The organism is Clostridium arbusti SL206, from assembly GCF_000246895.1.
Classification (GTDB): Bacteria; Bacillota; Clostridia; order Clostridiales; family Clostridiaceae; genus Clostridium_I; species Clostridium_I arbusti.
Genome location: NZ_BAEV01000101.1, coordinates 1 through 14,073, shown reverse-complemented (window position 1 = coordinate 14,073; position 14,073 = coordinate 1). Strand labels below are relative to the sequence as shown.

Below are 14,073 nucleotides of genomic sequence, written 5' to 3'. Positions count from 1 at the left end.
ACTTGAAAGCAAAGGAAATATATATGTGCTAGATGAGCCAACTACCGGACTCCATATGTCAGATATATCTCAACTTGTTAAAATTATGAATCGAATTGTTGATGGAGGAAGTACTTTAATTGTAATAGAACATAATCTGGATGTGATAAGTCAGGCTGATTGGATTATAGACATTGGCCCTGATGCAGGTCAAAATGGTGGTAAAATCATATTTGAAGGGAAGCCTGAAAACCTGATAAACTGTGATTCTTCTGTTACAGGAAAACACTTGAGAGAATATATCATATAAAAGGAGTCGAAATTTATGCCCACAAAAAAGTTAGAAGATAATTATATACCTTTTCAATGCATGATTATGAATAATATTAAACAATTTGATATTGAAGGAGTGTCTACTGCACAATACTATATATTAGATATACTAAATAATCAAGGAGCTAAAACTACAAATGAGCTATCCAAAATTCGTAAGATTACGCAGTCGGGCATTTCAAAATTAACGAAACGTCTCTTAGATAAAAATTATATTAAACAAGAAAGGCAGGAGTCTGATCGCCGTTCTTATAGTATATTTATTACATCTGAAGGAAAGAAATTTCTTTTAAGAGCAGAGAAATTTAGAAATGAGATTATGAATTTAATTGAGAAGACTTTGACGGAAGAGGAGTTAAATACTTTTATTAAGTTATGCAAAAAAATTACAGATTCATATCACAAAGAATAAAGTTAATAGCTTTTGAAGTATATTAACAGGGTAGAGCCTGAATAAAATGCTTTATATCTTTAAAATTCAGGCTTCTATCTTTATTTTAATGTATGGAAGGTAAGTTAGATATAATTTAATTATCTAATTATATCTTTATGAATATTTTTTAAAGGATACAGAAAGTTGGTGATTATTAATAAGAATATTAATGCACATTCTACTGTAACATCAATTTTGTTAAAAGGTAAAAACTTATTTAATAAATTTCCAAAAGATAATGATAATATCAATAAAAGTAAAAGTATAATTCTAAAAAATATGCTAAGTTTTCTTTTTTGATTTTTTGAAAGTTGTATTGACACATCTTTTTCACTTATATTTATCTTATATAAAATATAAGTAGATATAAACATAAATATCATCAATCCAAAAACAAATATTGTTGGTATTGATAAAATATCAAAATCAGTATATACATATCCAATAAAAATAAAAATAAAAGTTGTAATAAAAGTTGTGACTTTTAAAGCGTTTAAGAAAGCAGAAAGTTCTCGTTCATCTTTTTTTCTTTAGAAAAAATTTTAATATAAATGGAACTAAAACAATTAATATGCAAGCCATTATATTAGTAATTATTCTATTATTCATCTTTATCGTTCTCCTAAATATATGAAAAATATCATTAAATTTTTTATTAAAGAACTATATTCCCTCAGCATTTATTCTACAAAAAAAGTAATCACTTATAAATGCTAAAACATAAGCGGATATAGTTAAAACTTTTAATCCTTTAAAATCAAAATATTTATAGCTTATAAATATTCCTATTAGTGCCAATAAATCTGCTACCATTGTTATACTAAATATATTCCATATTAATTTACTATTTTGCTCTTTATTGAAAATATTAAATATACTAAATTCAGTATTAAGATTTAATTTATATAGTATTACAAAATAAAAACAACAAATCAAAGCAATTATAAAAATATACATAATTGATATTGAAGTAATTCCATTCAATAAATTTAAAATTATTATTAATCCTAGTACAAATATTGCAGATATCACAGTTGTTTTTAATGCATTAAATAATGCTAAAATTTCTCGTTTATCTCTTTTTTTAGCAAACAATATATTTCTTGATGCAACCCATATTATAGGTACTAAAATTCCTAATTGAATTAAGGTTTTTATATTGTCCATATTAATCATCCTCCTCGATAAATTCAAAAATATCATCAATCTTTTTATTAAAATAATTAGCAATTTTAAAGGCTAATTTCAAAGATGGATTAAAAGTACCCCTTTCTATTTCTAAAATTGTTCCTCTTGATACACCTATTATTTCAGCTAATTCTTCTTGAGTTAGTTCTTTTTCAGCCCTTAAAACTTTAAGTTTAGTTTTAAACATCTTGGTTTTTTTCAAAAATTAATGCACCTCCAATATGTAATTATAGTATTATATATACATCAAAAAGTCAAATATACAATATAAAAAGTATTATATATAATACTTTTTATATAAAATAATTTACCATATGATAAATATTATGGTATTATGTTATTTAAAGTAACTAGTAAAAATGGATATAATGATAATATGCAAAACATATGTCTTAACGAGTATTTAATGCTTTAAACGCATATCCTTAGTACACTCATGATAAGCGGCCTATAAAGGTAGTTGTAAAATTAAAAAGGGGGATTATATGAATAAAGATAATGATTCTAAGCATTGGAAATTAGGAATATTTTATTATAATAAAGACAATCCTGCTGAATTTGTTGATAAAAGAAATGGCATAGGAACTACACCTAATTTTGCCAGCAAAAGTGGTAGACTTGTATTTTCATTAATATTTGTACCTGTAATTACTGCAGTAATTTTATTATTTATTATTATGTATTCTAAATGAAAACATAGAACAAAATTATTATGCTGAATTGGCACATTTGTCCTACTCTTTCTAAAATCGTATATATCACCCCTGCATTTGTTAAATTAGCAGGTATATTTTTAGGTGGAAACTTAACGAAAAATAAAATACTTGGCAATACTATAAGAATTCCAATCAAAGTTCCTATAAATGAAAATCCCATTTTTCCCTCCTGTTATAAATAACCTTAACTTCACTTAATCTTACTAGTTTAATATAGCTTTAGGCATAAATTTTTTTATAATATATTTCTTACTTTCTTTTTTATATGCTAAGTATAAGGAGAAGATAATAAATATGTTTCTAAGAAAAGATGATTAATATGACAAATACTTTATTTAATCTAAGTGCTATCCTTGACACATCATCTATAGATGGATAGTACTTAACCATAGGTAACATCTAATTTTATGCTTTTCTGAAGGTATTTTATCTTACCTTCTTCTTCTCATATGTGAGTATACTACAACGATAATAAATATCACCATAGTAACAGTAATAGGGATTCTTAAAATATGGTCTATATTCATATATACGTCACCTTCTTTAATTCATATTAATTTAATATTTAAATGTAAAATGTATGTAAATTATACCATATTATTCTTTACAATACAGTATTATAGATGAATATATAGGAAAATATGAAACTTATTGCATATTTATAAGAAGTTTTAATCATAAATATCAAAAAAATTGTTAAAATAATGTGAATTTTACATTATAATAGGAATAAAGAGAAATAAAACTAGGTGTGATTAAATATAAAACAAAAGAAGAGACATTATACAGGAGGAGGAAGTGATACTATGGCAAAAGTTATTCCAGAAAGTATAAGTAGTATAGAAGCTGCTACTGCAGGGGAAAAAAGATTATTTAAGATATTACAAAATAATCTACCATCAGATTATATTGTATGGTATGACATAAGAGTAAATAAAAGATACCCGGATTTTGTGATTTTAGGTCTGGATTTAGGAATCGTTGTTCTAGAAGTAAAGGATTGGTCATTAAATTCTATTGAAAGTGCAAATTCTAATACATATACATTGAGTACATTAGGTACAAAAGCAAATCCATTAAGACAAGCAAGAGAATACATATTGAATATAGTAAATGAATTGAAGAAAGATAAATGTCTATTACAGAGAATAACCATGAAAATGTTGAAGTCATACATTTCCATGGATGGGTAAATGAAATATTCAAGTCTTTAGGGCTAAAGAGTGGAGTATACAAGGATAAAGATATAAATGAAAATATAGCTAGGATATCAGAGGATATGCTAGCCTCAGATGGAGAACAAAATCTTTACAATAGAAAATACACTCTTAAGTCTGTAGGTATAAAAGCAGCAGGAAGAACTACTATAATGCGTGAAAACTATAGAAATACAAAACAGATACTAGATTTTGCTTATACTTTCTTAACGGATGGAACAGTTCAGGAAAAGGTTGATGAAGAAGATAATAATTTTACAATTAAGCCGGACACAAGTTTAAGACAAGGAACAAATCCACAACTTATCTACTGTAAGAACTTTGAAGATGAGGCCAATAAAATAGTAGATGAAATTATAAATTTAAAGCAATCTGGCATAGAGTATGGAGACATTTGCGTAGCTTATGTACATAAAAGTTATAAAGGAATGAATTACATAGATGTATTGAACAATACTTTTTCAAATAGAAATATACCTTATTTTATTATAAGTAAGAATTCAAATGCCAAATCAAAATTTAGAATAGATATGGATAAAGTAAATATTTCAACTATTCATAGTGTAAAAGGACTGGATTTTAAATATGTGTATATTTGCGGTATTAATGATAGATTACTAGACAGTGTGAATGAATCAAAGAAACTTCTCTATGTGGGAATGACTAGAGCAAGAGAAGCACTTAAGGTTACCTATAGTAACAATAATAATGCTATTGTAAGAGATTTACTAAAAGTAAGAATAAATTTAAATAAAGGTAACAAAAATCATTATAAGGTAGAAGATATGGTGGCTGCAACAAAAGAGGATAGAATAGAGGAAATGAATCAGGGTGGATTTATGGGTAAGATAAAGAGGTTGTTTGGGATGTAGGTACGTTAATAATTTTTCCGTTGATTAAGTTTATATAAGATAAAATTTAAATATTAGTATGTTCAATAGAAAAAATAAGTGATTATTTCTATAATATTAAAAGTTATTGAAAATATTAAAAAGTATAAGATTCTAGTGATTAAAAGGTGCTGGCAGGTGAAAAGGTATGGACAATAAACATGATCAATTAAACGAAATAGCCATAGATAATTTAGCTGTTAAAGAGATAGATTATAATAAAACAAATTGTATTACAGGCGATAAAGATTATCTGGTAAATAGATTAAAAATAGCTTTAAACAGGGCTAAAAGAGTAGATATAATAGTGTCATTTCTCATGGAATCAGGGGTAAGACTTCTGGAGAATGATCTAAAAGCTTTGGCGGATAGAAATGTACCTATAAGAGTACTTACAGGAAATTATCTGAACATAACACAACCTCAGGCTTTGTATTTGTTGAAGGGAGTTCTTGGTGAGAAAGTTGACTTAAGATTTTATAATATTAAGAATAGATCCTTTCATCCAAAGGCATATATGTTCGAATATGAAAAGGGTGGAGAGATATTTATAGGTTCATCTAATATTTCAAGATCTGCATTAACTAGCGGAATAGAATGGAATTATAAAATTTCTAAAGAAGATAATATCGATGATTTTAATCATTATAAAGATGTATTTGAAGATTTATTTTTAAACTACGCAGATATTATAGATGAAAAAAAGCTAAGAGAATATTCTAGCCAATGGAAGAAACCTAAAGTGTTAGTAGAGGTAGAAAAACAGGAAGAATTCACAGATCAATTAGAAGAAAATAAAATTTTACCTATGATAGAGCCAAAGGGAGCACAGATTGAAGCACTATATGAGCTTAATAATTCAAGAATAGATGGATTTCATAGGGGAATAGTTGTAGCTGCTACAGGTATAGGAAAAACTTATTTAGCAGCTTTTGATTCTGAAAACTTTAAGAGAATATTATTTGTAGCTCATAGGGAAGAAATACTTACACAGGCGGAGGCTTCTTTTAAAAGAGTGAAAGGAAATATAAATACAGGCTTTTTTATTGGAGATAGAAAGGATACAGACTGTGATATAATATTTGCTACAGTACAGACTTTGGGACAATCTAAGTATTTGAATAATGAAACTTTTTCTAAGGATTATTTCGATTATATAATAATTGATGAATTTCATCATGCAGTGGCTGGAAATTATCAAAATATAATAAATTATTTCACACCTGAATTTCTTTTAGGATTAACTGCTACGCCTGAAAGAATGGATAATGAAGATGTATTTGCCTTGTGTAATTATAATATAGTTTATGAGGTTAGACTTAAACAGGCAATAAATAAAGGATGGCTTGTTCCATTTAGATATTATGGTATTTATGATGATACTCAATATGAAAATATAGAGTACAGAAATGGTAAATATAACGAAAAACAACTGGAAGAAGCATTGATGATTCCTAAAAGAAGAAAACTGGTTTTAAGACATTACAGTAAATATAAATCCACAAGGGCATTGGGATTTTGTTCATCAAGAAAACATGCCGAAGATATGGCTAAGTATTTTAACGAAAATGGAGTAAAAGCCTGTGCTGTTTATAGTGGAGAAGCTAGTAAATACTGTATGGATAGAAAAGAAGCAGTGGAAAAACTTAAAGATGGGAAAATAAAAGTTGTATTTTCTGTGGATATGTTTAATGAAGGTTTAGATGTTCCAAAGGTAGATTTAGTAATGTTTTTAAGACCAACACAATCACCTACAGTATTCTTGCAGCAGTTAGGAAGAGGACTTAGAAAATATAAGGATAAAAAATATCTAAATGTACTGGATTTCATAGGAAATTATAAGAAGGCAAATTTAATACCATTTTTCTTAACAGGAGATCCTAAAAGTTCTATGGAAAGAACCAAAAATGGAAGACTCCCAGAGGAAGAAGAATATCCAGATGACTGTATAGTTGGTTTTCAGCTTGAAATTATAGATATATTTAAAAGACAAGCAAAAGCAAATGAGAAGACAATGGATTTGGTAAAAGAAGAATATTACAGAATAAAAGAAGATTTAGCACATAAACCTTCAAGACTTGAGATGTTTACTTATATAGATAGCTGTATATATAACAACATAAGAGGTAAAAAGGATTTAAATATATTCAATGATTATATGTCATTTCTAAACTCACTAGGTGAACTTAACGAGGAAGAAAATAAACTTATTGGAACAAAAGCTTTCGAGTTCATAAAGGCTATGGAGACTACAGGAATGAGCAGAACTTATAAAATGCCACTGCTATTAGCATTTTATAATAATGGAGAAATAAAGTTGAAATTAAATAATAAGGATATTTATAATAGTTTTAAAGACTTTTATGATGAAGGTTCAAATGTCATAGACTTATTGAGAGATAAATCAAGTGAGAACTTTGGAAATTGGACTAAAAAAGATTATCTAAAAAAAGCAGAAAATCCTAAGAATGCCTTTATGAAGACCGCTAAAGATTTTTTCTATAAAGACAATGAATACTATTGCTTAACGGAAGAATTGGAACCATACATAAATAATGAAGTGTTTTTAAAGCATTTTAAAGATGTAATAGACTTTAGAACAAGAAAATTTTATAAAGAGAGGCTAGAGAAAAATTATGAAAAATTATAACAAACTAGTAAGAGATAAAATACCACAGATAATAGAAGCTTCAGGAAAAAAGTTTGAAACAAGAATAGCTTCAAAGGAAGAGCAAGCAGAACTTCTAGAGAAAAAACTTCAAGAAGAAGTTAATGAATTTATAGAAGATAAGAATCTAGAAGAGCTTGCCGATGTAATGGAAGTACTTTTCGGATTAGCTAAGAATTTGGGCTATAGTGAGGAAGAGTTGGTTAAGAAGAGATTGGAGAAGAGAGAAGAAAGAGGCGGATTTGAGGAAGGGGTTGTGTTGGAGAGGGTTTGGTGAGTGAAGAGAGATAAAGATATTATTATTTGATAAATGGATGAGATTAAGTTATAAACTGTAAATTAATTGTAGGATTTTGTTTGTGATAAATACATTATGTCTATAATAAGAAGCTCAAATTGTTAGAAAAATGCTATAAAATTATGATGATTTTAGAATATGATATGTAAAGAGTAGAATGAGTAAGTACAATTTTTCTGCGTGTTGTGTTAATTATACTATATTAATGAGGAGACTTAGTATGGAAATAAATAATTTTTATAATTTTAAAAATACAATTAGATATTTTTTAAATATTAATAATATAAATTATCCATTTGAGAATGGTGAAATAAAAATAGAAAATTTAGCGTGGACACAACCGATGAATTTTAGAGTCAGAAAAGAAGACAATAAATACAGAATACTTAAAATACCTAATATATTAAATTTTATATGTTCATATGAACGATTTAAGTCATGTGAAGATTTTTTGGATACATCTAAAATGGATACTCATAAAAGGTTAGTTCCTAATTTAGATACAGGTGATTTTGCAGCAGGCGTATATGACTTGCAATTAGAAAATGATTTTCAAGAACTATGTATATACGATAATTTAATGAAATTAGATATTAAAAGTTATTACGGAAGAATTTACACACATGATATTAAATTCGAGAATACTGGAGACGAAAATTATTTAACAAATTTAAATACTGGAAATACTAATGGTTTAATAATGGGTAATTATATATCATTATATTTTGCAGAAAAATATTTAAAACAAATAAGTAATGAGATTCAACAAAACTTAGATGAAGTTAAAATTGATTGTAGTTTTTCTTATTTTTCAGATGATTTTTATTTTTTTTGTAATAAAAAAGACAATCAAAAAATAATTAATGTATTTGATGCTGTATTGGAGAAATACGATTTAGAAAGAAATGACGGAAAAATAGAATTATGGACATATTTAGAGTACAATAATTATAACTTAGTAGAAAAATATTGGAAAAAAATTATATCAGAATGCAAAAGTAGATATGTTGAAGAAAATGATACTAATAAACTATATTTTATTAATCAGCTAGTTTACCGTATGTCAAATTTAATAGAAGATAGACAACGAAGAACATTTCTAAATACATTTTTCAAATCTACATATTTTCAACAGCTAAATATTGAAAAGTATGAAATAGAAGAATATAATTGCCATCAATTATGTTACATATTCAAATTTTGTCCTGAAATAATGTTATATACGATAAATAAATTTAAATATTTTGACTTCTTCAAAGGAGAAACATTTAAGAAATTTTTAAACGTGATATATAATAAAGTATTAGATTCATCTTACAATGAAGAGCAATTATATTATTACTATACAATAAAAATACTTGAGGGTGATTCTATATTGTATGAAACAGCTAATAAAGTTGCTGATAGTAAAAACCAGATTCTTATATCTTATTACTTAAAGGATGAAATTTTTGGTGATGAGAATATAGAAAAATTAAAATTAATAAGAGATGAAAGATATTGGTTTCAAAATTATCATTTAATATTATATAGTGATTTGAAAGATAACTTGGAGAATAATGTTAAGGAATATTTAATACCTGAATGTATTAGGCTAAATCCTGACAATAAAATGAAAATATCAATTAAGCAGCAAACATATATGAAGTTTTATAAGAATAATCTAGAATTGGGTATACCAATAATTAAAGAAATAGAAGATGTAAAAAAGAATGTTAATGACTATATTAACTTAAAGATAGAAGAAAGAGTTGAAGTTTTTGGGCAAGATGATGAAATGTAAAAACATTATTTTTATTTCATGAAAGATATTCATAAATGAGGATTAAATGGAGAAATACCAAAATTATATTATCGAAAATATAATTGTTATATGAAATATAAATCTTGATAGTTATATGACTATTAGGCTAATAATATATAAATCATCTTGTATAAATGTGATAGCAATTATGGTAATAAAAAGTTAGTTTTTATGATTTAGAGAAAAAGCATATGGGACATTACGTCTAGTTAGAAGTACAATATTATATATGGTTAGATGATTTAATTTTAAATTGAACAGATTGTATGTTGATAAAAATATAAAAGTGATTTTTTACCACTTACTATAACAGAGTACGACGATAAATGGGAAGGTAGCTCATTTGACAGAGTTTTAGCAAAAGATTTTCAAGATTAGAAGCTAAGGGGAGGTTATTATATGGAATCTTTATATTCTTATCGGAGAATCAGCGATTCTTTGTTTGAGAATTTTAAAAATAATCAATTGTATCTTAATGTGGTCAATAGAATGAATGACCCTTATGAAGGCACGATTAATATGGTAATTAACCGAGAATTAATTGATGATTTCTATGCTTATATTAGGAGGTGGGTTGATTTACCATCGGAGATGATTCTGGAAATTGATAAAATTTATGATATAGAAAAGAAGATGAACTTGTTTTCTAGAATTTTTGAAACATCGGTTAAAAGAGCTGTTAATGAGCATATGGGTATTTTTTGTTTGACAACAAATCGTAATTCGTTACCAATGTGGGGGCATTATGCCGATAATCATAAAGGCATATTGATTGAATTCGATGCAACCCATCCAATTATGTTGAAGGCTTCAAAAGTAAAATATTCAGGAAAGATTAATGATATTATTATAAAAGAGAAAAGCGACTTTTTGAAGTTAGATTCAATTATTTATAATAGTCTCATGACAAAGCATAATTCGTGGAGATATGAGAATGAATATAGAATTAGAGGTAGAGCTGGAGGCGTAATTAAATATGACTCTAAGTTGATAAAAGCGATTTATTTCGGAATGAAAACTTCATTTGAAGATAAAGAAAAATTGAAGAAAGCAAATGCTCATAACCCTAATATAAAGTACTACGATTCAGTTATGATGACAGGTACCTATCGAGTAAACTACTTATAGAAGAAATTAAAAGCTGAAATAAAAATCGCAGTTAGAGTAAATGTGATGAATCCTACAATAGTTTTAGGTTTATGTGTTGGTATTATTGATATGTAAACTGAAATTCTTATATAGAATTGAATTTCCCATTATCCATAAAATTATCTGCTATCATGATTAGGTAGCAGATAATAAATAAAAGTTAATTAAACATCATAGCTAATGGGTTAGAATTAACTGCGGATTGAAGTTGATGTTCATCAATATGAGTATAGATTTCGGTTGTAGCAACACTTTCATGACCAAGTATCTGCTGTAGAGAGCGGATATCTACTCTACCATACTTATACATAAGTGTTGCTGCTGTATGTCGAAGCTTGTGAGTTGATATAGATTTTGAATCAAGTCCAGAAGAAGCAACATATTTCTTTACAATATTTTGGATAGCTCTTGTTGTAATACGGTTATTATTTCTTGATATGAATAAAGCATCAGTAGTAACATTAATTGAGTTTCTAATATGTAGCCAATCGTTTATAGCTTTTTTGCAGCAGGCGTTAGAAAAATTTTACGCTCTTTATTACCTTTACCGACTACGGATAAAATGTCGTTATTTACTTGATTAATATTTAAACTTGCAAGTTCAGATAATCTTAATGCGCAATTTAAAAAAATAGTTATTATGCAGTGATCTCTTGGAGAATTCTTGCATTCAAGCAATAAACGGACTGATTCTTCTAAATTAAGATATTTTGGTATTCGCTTTGGTAATTTGGGAGTTTCTAATTCTTCAGCAATATTATTATTAATAGCATGTGCCTTAGTTTTTAGGTACTTCCAGAATTGTCGTATAGAAACTATTTTTCTTGCGCGGGTTCCGGCTGAAGAATTTAAAGTCTTTTGGCAATTTGTAATAAAAGAATACATATCATTTAGACTAATAGATTTTATAAATTCTAAATTTACATTGGCGAAGTTATTGTCAATTATATTAATATCACGTGAGCTCATAATATAACTAAAGAACATGAGCAAATCTGTCCTGTATTCTAAAATTGTGTTTTCAGAACGATTTTTTATTATAGAAAGATAACCTAAATATTGTTCTACTATCGGGCAAGTTTTGTTTGTTTGCATATTTAACACCTCTGTAAAATTGTTGACAAAATTACAAGGATACAAACAGGCGGAGAAATAAAAAGCATGTTTATTAGGCTAATAATCTATAGATAAATAGTAATTTAACAATTTTAAAGAATGCTTTGATTTCTATTTTAAATGGTAGTAATCTTGTAATGAACAAGTTATTTATTGCTTAAAGGAGGAAAATAAAGCAAATGGTGGATATTACAATTGAAAAGATTCCAACGCATAGGATTGCTTACATAAGGCAGATTGGTCCTTATGGAATTAACAATGTTCAAACAATGGAAAATATAAAAAAATGGGCAAAATCTAACGATTTATTTAATGACGAATCAATAATTCTTGGAATTGCTCAGGATAATCCTAAGACGACTAAACCTGAAAATTGTCGTTATGATACGTGTATTGTTGTTTCAAAGGATTATTTATTAACTGATGAGTATGTAAGGGAAGGTTATATTACTGGAGGGAAGTATGTGGTTTTTAAAATTAATCATACAGCAGAAGCAGTTCAGAAAGCGTGGAATGATATTTTTCCAGAATTATTAAGACAAGGATATCAATTTGATGAAACAAGACCAATCCTAGAAAGGTATATAGTCAAAATGGTTAATAATCATTATTGTGAGATTTGTGTACCAGTATACTAAATATTAATTGGATAAATTTCTGATTTAAGGTTCAATATTATAAATAGTAATTTAGATTGGAGGATATATTATGAGAACTAAACATATAGTAGTAGAAGACTATAATCCAAATTGGAAATATGAATTTGAAAAAATTGAAGCAGAACTAAGGACAGTTTTAAAAGATGTCATCTCTATTGAGCATGTAGGAAGTACATCTGTTGAGGGCTTGGCAGCCAAGCCTATTATTGATATAGATATTGTAATTGAAGATAATTTCGAAGAAGTGAAAAATCAATTAGGAACTATTGGCTATATACATGAAGGTGACCTAGGAATATCGGGCAGAGAGACATTTAAATATAGAAATAAGGATTGTTTAATGACCCATCATTTATATGTATGTAATAAGAATAATGAGGAATTACATCGTCACATAACATTTAGAGATTATCTTAGAAATAATAAAAAAGAGAGAGAAAGATATAGTTTAATAAAAAAAGAAGTGGCAGCTAAATATCCAGAAGATATAGATTCATATATTTCTGGAAAGCAAGATGTAATTTTAGAGATTTATGAAAAATGTGGATTACTATAACAAATTTCAATTTGTCTGGTTGAACAAAACTAGCATAATATAATATGTGGTTTAGTTCATGCGTATTTTTCTAAATTTGTGACATTATCCGTATAGGGTATGGAGCTAATAATCTATATTTATTAACTTCCTATTATCCTTATAAGCATTAGGCTAATAATGTAAAGTTGATATTACCAGTAGTAAGCAAAAACCGTCCGTTACACTCCCAGTTTTTGCAAGGGAGTCTGACTTTTTTAGAGGATTTGATAATTAAGTGAACAAGTTCTGATTGATATTGCGGTAAATAATGCTGGCATAGTATAGCAAAGCCACAGACTTTTAGCAGACACGGATACCAAAGATTTTCAAAGATTGCTTCAGGTTAATGTAATGAGAGTATTTTTAAGTATGAAGTATGAGATTTAACAAATGATTAAAAGTGGCGGAGGCTCTATCGTTAACGTATCTTCTATTAATGGAATAAAGGCTATGGCCAATTCAGCTACCTATAGTGCTACTAAGTTTGCTGTTCATATCCTTACTAAATCTGCGGAATAATTTAAGGCATAAAAAACCCCATCAAAATTTTTTATTACTGTAAGTGATGAGACCAACAAAATAGAACAAGAGGATGGGATTCTATGCAAAAGTAATTTAGAGTTAGATAAGCTAATTACGATAAATTATGCTTAATATTATATTAGTAATTTCTGAAGTATTGTTAGAAAGCATAAATTCATGAGTATAGCTTGAATTTACACAATTAATTAAAATTAAATCATTTTTAACAGTTTCAAAAACTTTATCATTAATAGTAGAATTAAATCCACCATTTACAGTGTAAAAACAAATTGCTGCTAAATCTTTATTTAATGGAGTTTTATATTCAAATTTAAGATGTTTGCTAGGACCAATATTAAGATGAAGTAATTCACCATTATAATTTTCCCTTGTCATTAAATTAAAAACAGAAGCTTTACCATAAGTTTTAGTTTTCCAATCGCCCATAAAGTCGTCTTGCTCAAAGGAGTTAAGTGGTTTCTTGTACTTATTTTCATGGTCGAGAGTTATTTTTCCTTCTATAA

The 14,073-nt window shown here is 27.2% G+C and carries 15 protein-coding genes and 2 pseudogenes; 12 read left to right on the top strand and 5 right to left on the bottom strand.

Features of this window, described 5'->3' with window-relative positions; translation table 11 throughout:
* Together RH99_RS15055 and RH99_RS15050 are read left to right on the top strand one after the other, a co-directional pair.
* Positions 1-289, top strand: a pseudogene (locus RH99_RS15055) (excinuclease ABC subunit UvrA); the annotation flags it as partial.
* Positions 290-304: 15 nt separating this feature from the next.
* On the top strand, positions 305-724 hold the full coding sequence (locus RH99_RS15050; protein WP_010240096.1) for a MarR family winged helix-turn-helix transcriptional regulator: 420 nt from the start codon (positions 305-307) through the stop codon (positions 722-724).
* Between the two features lie 684 nt (positions 725-1,408).
* Here the strand turns inward: RH99_RS15050 and RH99_RS19435 are convergent.
* Both RH99_RS19435 and RH99_RS15035 read right to left on the bottom strand, forming a co-directional pair.
* Positions 1,409-1,912: a hypothetical protein gene (locus RH99_RS19435; RefSeq protein WP_010240091.1), complete on the bottom strand. Its 504-nt coding sequence runs from the start codon at positions 1,910-1,912 to the stop codon at positions 1,409-1,411.
* 1 nt (position 1,913) lies between these two features.
* A complete protein-coding gene (locus RH99_RS15035; protein ID WP_010240089.1) occupies positions 1,914-2,135 on the bottom strand; it encodes a helix-turn-helix transcriptional regulator in 222 nt (73 codons plus the stop codon).
* A gap of 283 nt (positions 2,136-2,418) precedes the next feature.
* On the opposite strand from RH99_RS15035, the gene RH99_RS15030 reads away from it, so the two are divergent.
* On the top strand, positions 2,419-2,625 hold the full coding sequence (locus tag RH99_RS15030; protein WP_010240087.1) for a DUF5808 domain-containing protein: 207 nt from the start codon (positions 2,419-2,421) through the stop codon (positions 2,623-2,625).
* On the opposite strand, the gene RH99_RS15025 is transcribed toward RH99_RS15030, so the two are convergent.
* Positions 2,618-2,809 carry a hypothetical protein gene (locus RH99_RS15025; protein WP_010240085.1) on the bottom strand — a complete coding sequence of 64 codons (192 nt, stop codon included), beginning with the start codon at positions 2,807-2,809 and terminating at the stop codon, positions 2,618-2,620. The two genes, RH99_RS15030 and RH99_RS15025, sit on opposite strands and share 8 nt — an antisense overlap.
* A 646-nt stretch (positions 2,810-3,455) precedes the next feature.
* On the opposite strand from RH99_RS15025, the gene RH99_RS19815 reads away from it, so the two are divergent.
* From RH99_RS19815 to RH99_RS15000, 6 genes are all read left to right on the top strand, one after another.
* On the top strand, positions 3,456-3,842 hold the full coding sequence (locus RH99_RS19815; protein WP_243441505.1) for a nuclease-related domain-containing protein: 387 nt from the start codon (positions 3,456-3,458) through the stop codon (positions 3,840-3,842).
* Positions 3,782-4,738, top strand: a complete 957-nt coding sequence (locus RH99_RS15020; RefSeq protein ID WP_243441504.1) for a 3'-5' exonuclease — start codon at positions 3,782-3,784, stop codon at positions 4,736-4,738. The genes RH99_RS19815 and RH99_RS15020 overlap by 61 nt, the downstream gene beginning before the upstream one ends.
* A gap of 166 nt (positions 4,739-4,904) precedes the next feature.
* Positions 4,905-7,406: a DEAD/DEAH box helicase family protein gene (locus RH99_RS15015; RefSeq protein ID WP_010240083.1), complete on the top strand. Its 2,502-nt coding sequence runs from the start codon at positions 4,905-4,907 to the stop codon at positions 7,404-7,406.
* The gene (locus RH99_RS15010; protein ID WP_010240081.1) at positions 7,393-7,701 is read left to right on the top strand and encodes a nucleoside triphosphate pyrophosphohydrolase; all 309 of its coding nucleotides are present in this window, start codon (positions 7,393-7,395) and stop codon (positions 7,699-7,701) included. Before RH99_RS15015 ends, RH99_RS15010 begins: the two co-directional genes overlap by 14 nt.
* A gap of 241 nt (positions 7,702-7,942) precedes the next feature.
* Positions 7,943-9,505, top strand: coding sequence for an RNA-dependent RNA polymerase family protein (locus RH99_RS15005; protein ID WP_010240078.1), 1,563 nt, complete (start codon positions 7,943-7,945; stop codon positions 9,503-9,505).
* Positions 9,506-9,925: 420 nt separating this feature from the next.
* Complete coding sequence (locus RH99_RS15000; protein ID WP_010240075.1) at positions 9,926-10,654, top strand: DUF2971 domain-containing protein; 729 nt, start codon at positions 9,926-9,928, stop codon at positions 10,652-10,654.
* A 181-nt stretch (positions 10,655-10,835) separates the two neighbouring features.
* On the opposite strand, the pseudogene RH99_RS14995 reads toward RH99_RS15000, so the two are convergent.
* A pseudogene (locus RH99_RS14995) lies at positions 10,836-11,770 on the bottom strand (tyrosine recombinase XerC).
* Positions 11,771-11,973: 203 nt separating this feature from the next.
* Here RH99_RS14995 and RH99_RS14990 point away from each other — a divergent pair.
* The 3 genes from RH99_RS14990 (at position 11,974) to RH99_RS18695 (ending at position 13,546) form a co-directional block, all read left to right on the top strand.
* Positions 11,974-12,429 carry an AraC family transcriptional regulator gene (locus RH99_RS14990; RefSeq protein WP_010240061.1) on the top strand — a complete coding sequence of 152 codons (456 nt, stop codon included), beginning with the start codon at positions 11,974-11,976 and terminating at the stop codon, positions 12,427-12,429.
* 70 nt (positions 12,430-12,499) lie between these two features.
* Entirely contained in the window at positions 12,500-13,006 is a 507-nt protein-coding gene (locus RH99_RS14985; RefSeq protein ID WP_010240057.1) for a GrpB family protein, read from the top strand.
* Between the two features lie 411 nt (positions 13,007-13,417).
* On the top strand, positions 13,418-13,546 hold the full coding sequence (locus tag RH99_RS18695; protein ID WP_010240054.1) for an SDR family NAD(P)-dependent oxidoreductase: 129 nt from the start codon (positions 13,418-13,420) through the stop codon (positions 13,544-13,546).
* A 111-nt stretch (positions 13,547-13,657) separates the two neighbouring features.
* Here RH99_RS18695 and RH99_RS14980 read toward each other — a convergent pair.
* Positions 13,658-14,073: hypothetical protein (locus tag RH99_RS14980; RefSeq protein WP_010240051.1), on the bottom strand; the 416-nt coding region annotated here is incomplete at its 5' end.

What these genes read in the sequence shown, in the direction of transcription:
- RH99_RS15050 (WP_010240096.1), top strand. Translation starts at nt 305, where the DNA reads ATGCCCACAAAAAAGTTAGAAGATAATTATATACCTTTTCAATGCATG.
- RH99_RS19435 (WP_010240091.1), bottom strand. Translation starts at nt 1,912, where the DNA reads ATGGACAATATAAAAACCTTAATTCAATTAGGAATTTTAGTACCTATA.
- RH99_RS15030 (WP_010240087.1), top strand. Translation starts at nt 2,419, where the DNA reads ATGAATAAAGATAATGATTCTAAGCATTGGAAATTAGGAATATTTTAT.
- RH99_RS15025 (WP_010240085.1), bottom strand. Translation starts at nt 2,809, where the DNA reads ATGGGATTTTCATTTATAGGAACTTTGATTGGAATTCTTATAGTATTG.
- RH99_RS19815 (WP_243441505.1), top strand. Translation starts at nt 3,456, where the DNA reads ATGGCAAAAGTTATTCCAGAAAGTATAAGTAGTATAGAAGCTGCTACT.
- RH99_RS15020 (WP_243441504.1), top strand. Translation starts at nt 3,782, where the DNA reads ATGTCTATTACAGAGAATAACCATGAAAATGTTGAAGTCATACATTTC.
- RH99_RS15015 (WP_010240083.1), top strand. Translation starts at nt 4,905, where the DNA reads ATGGACAATAAACATGATCAATTAAACGAAATAGCCATAGATAATTTA.
- RH99_RS15010 (WP_010240081.1), top strand. Translation starts at nt 7,393, where the DNA reads ATGAAAAATTATAACAAACTAGTAAGAGATAAAATACCACAGATAATA.
- RH99_RS15005 (WP_010240078.1), top strand. Translation starts at nt 7,943, where the DNA reads ATGGAAATAAATAATTTTTATAATTTTAAAAATACAATTAGATATTTT.
- RH99_RS15000 (WP_010240075.1), top strand. Translation starts at nt 9,926, where the DNA reads ATGGAATCTTTATATTCTTATCGGAGAATCAGCGATTCTTTGTTTGAG.
- RH99_RS14985 (WP_010240057.1), top strand. Translation starts at nt 12,500, where the DNA reads ATGAGAACTAAACATATAGTAGTAGAAGACTATAATCCAAATTGGAAA.
- RH99_RS18695 (WP_010240054.1), top strand. Translation starts at nt 13,418, where the DNA reads ATGATTAAAAGTGGCGGAGGCTCTATCGTTAACGTATCTTCTATTAAT.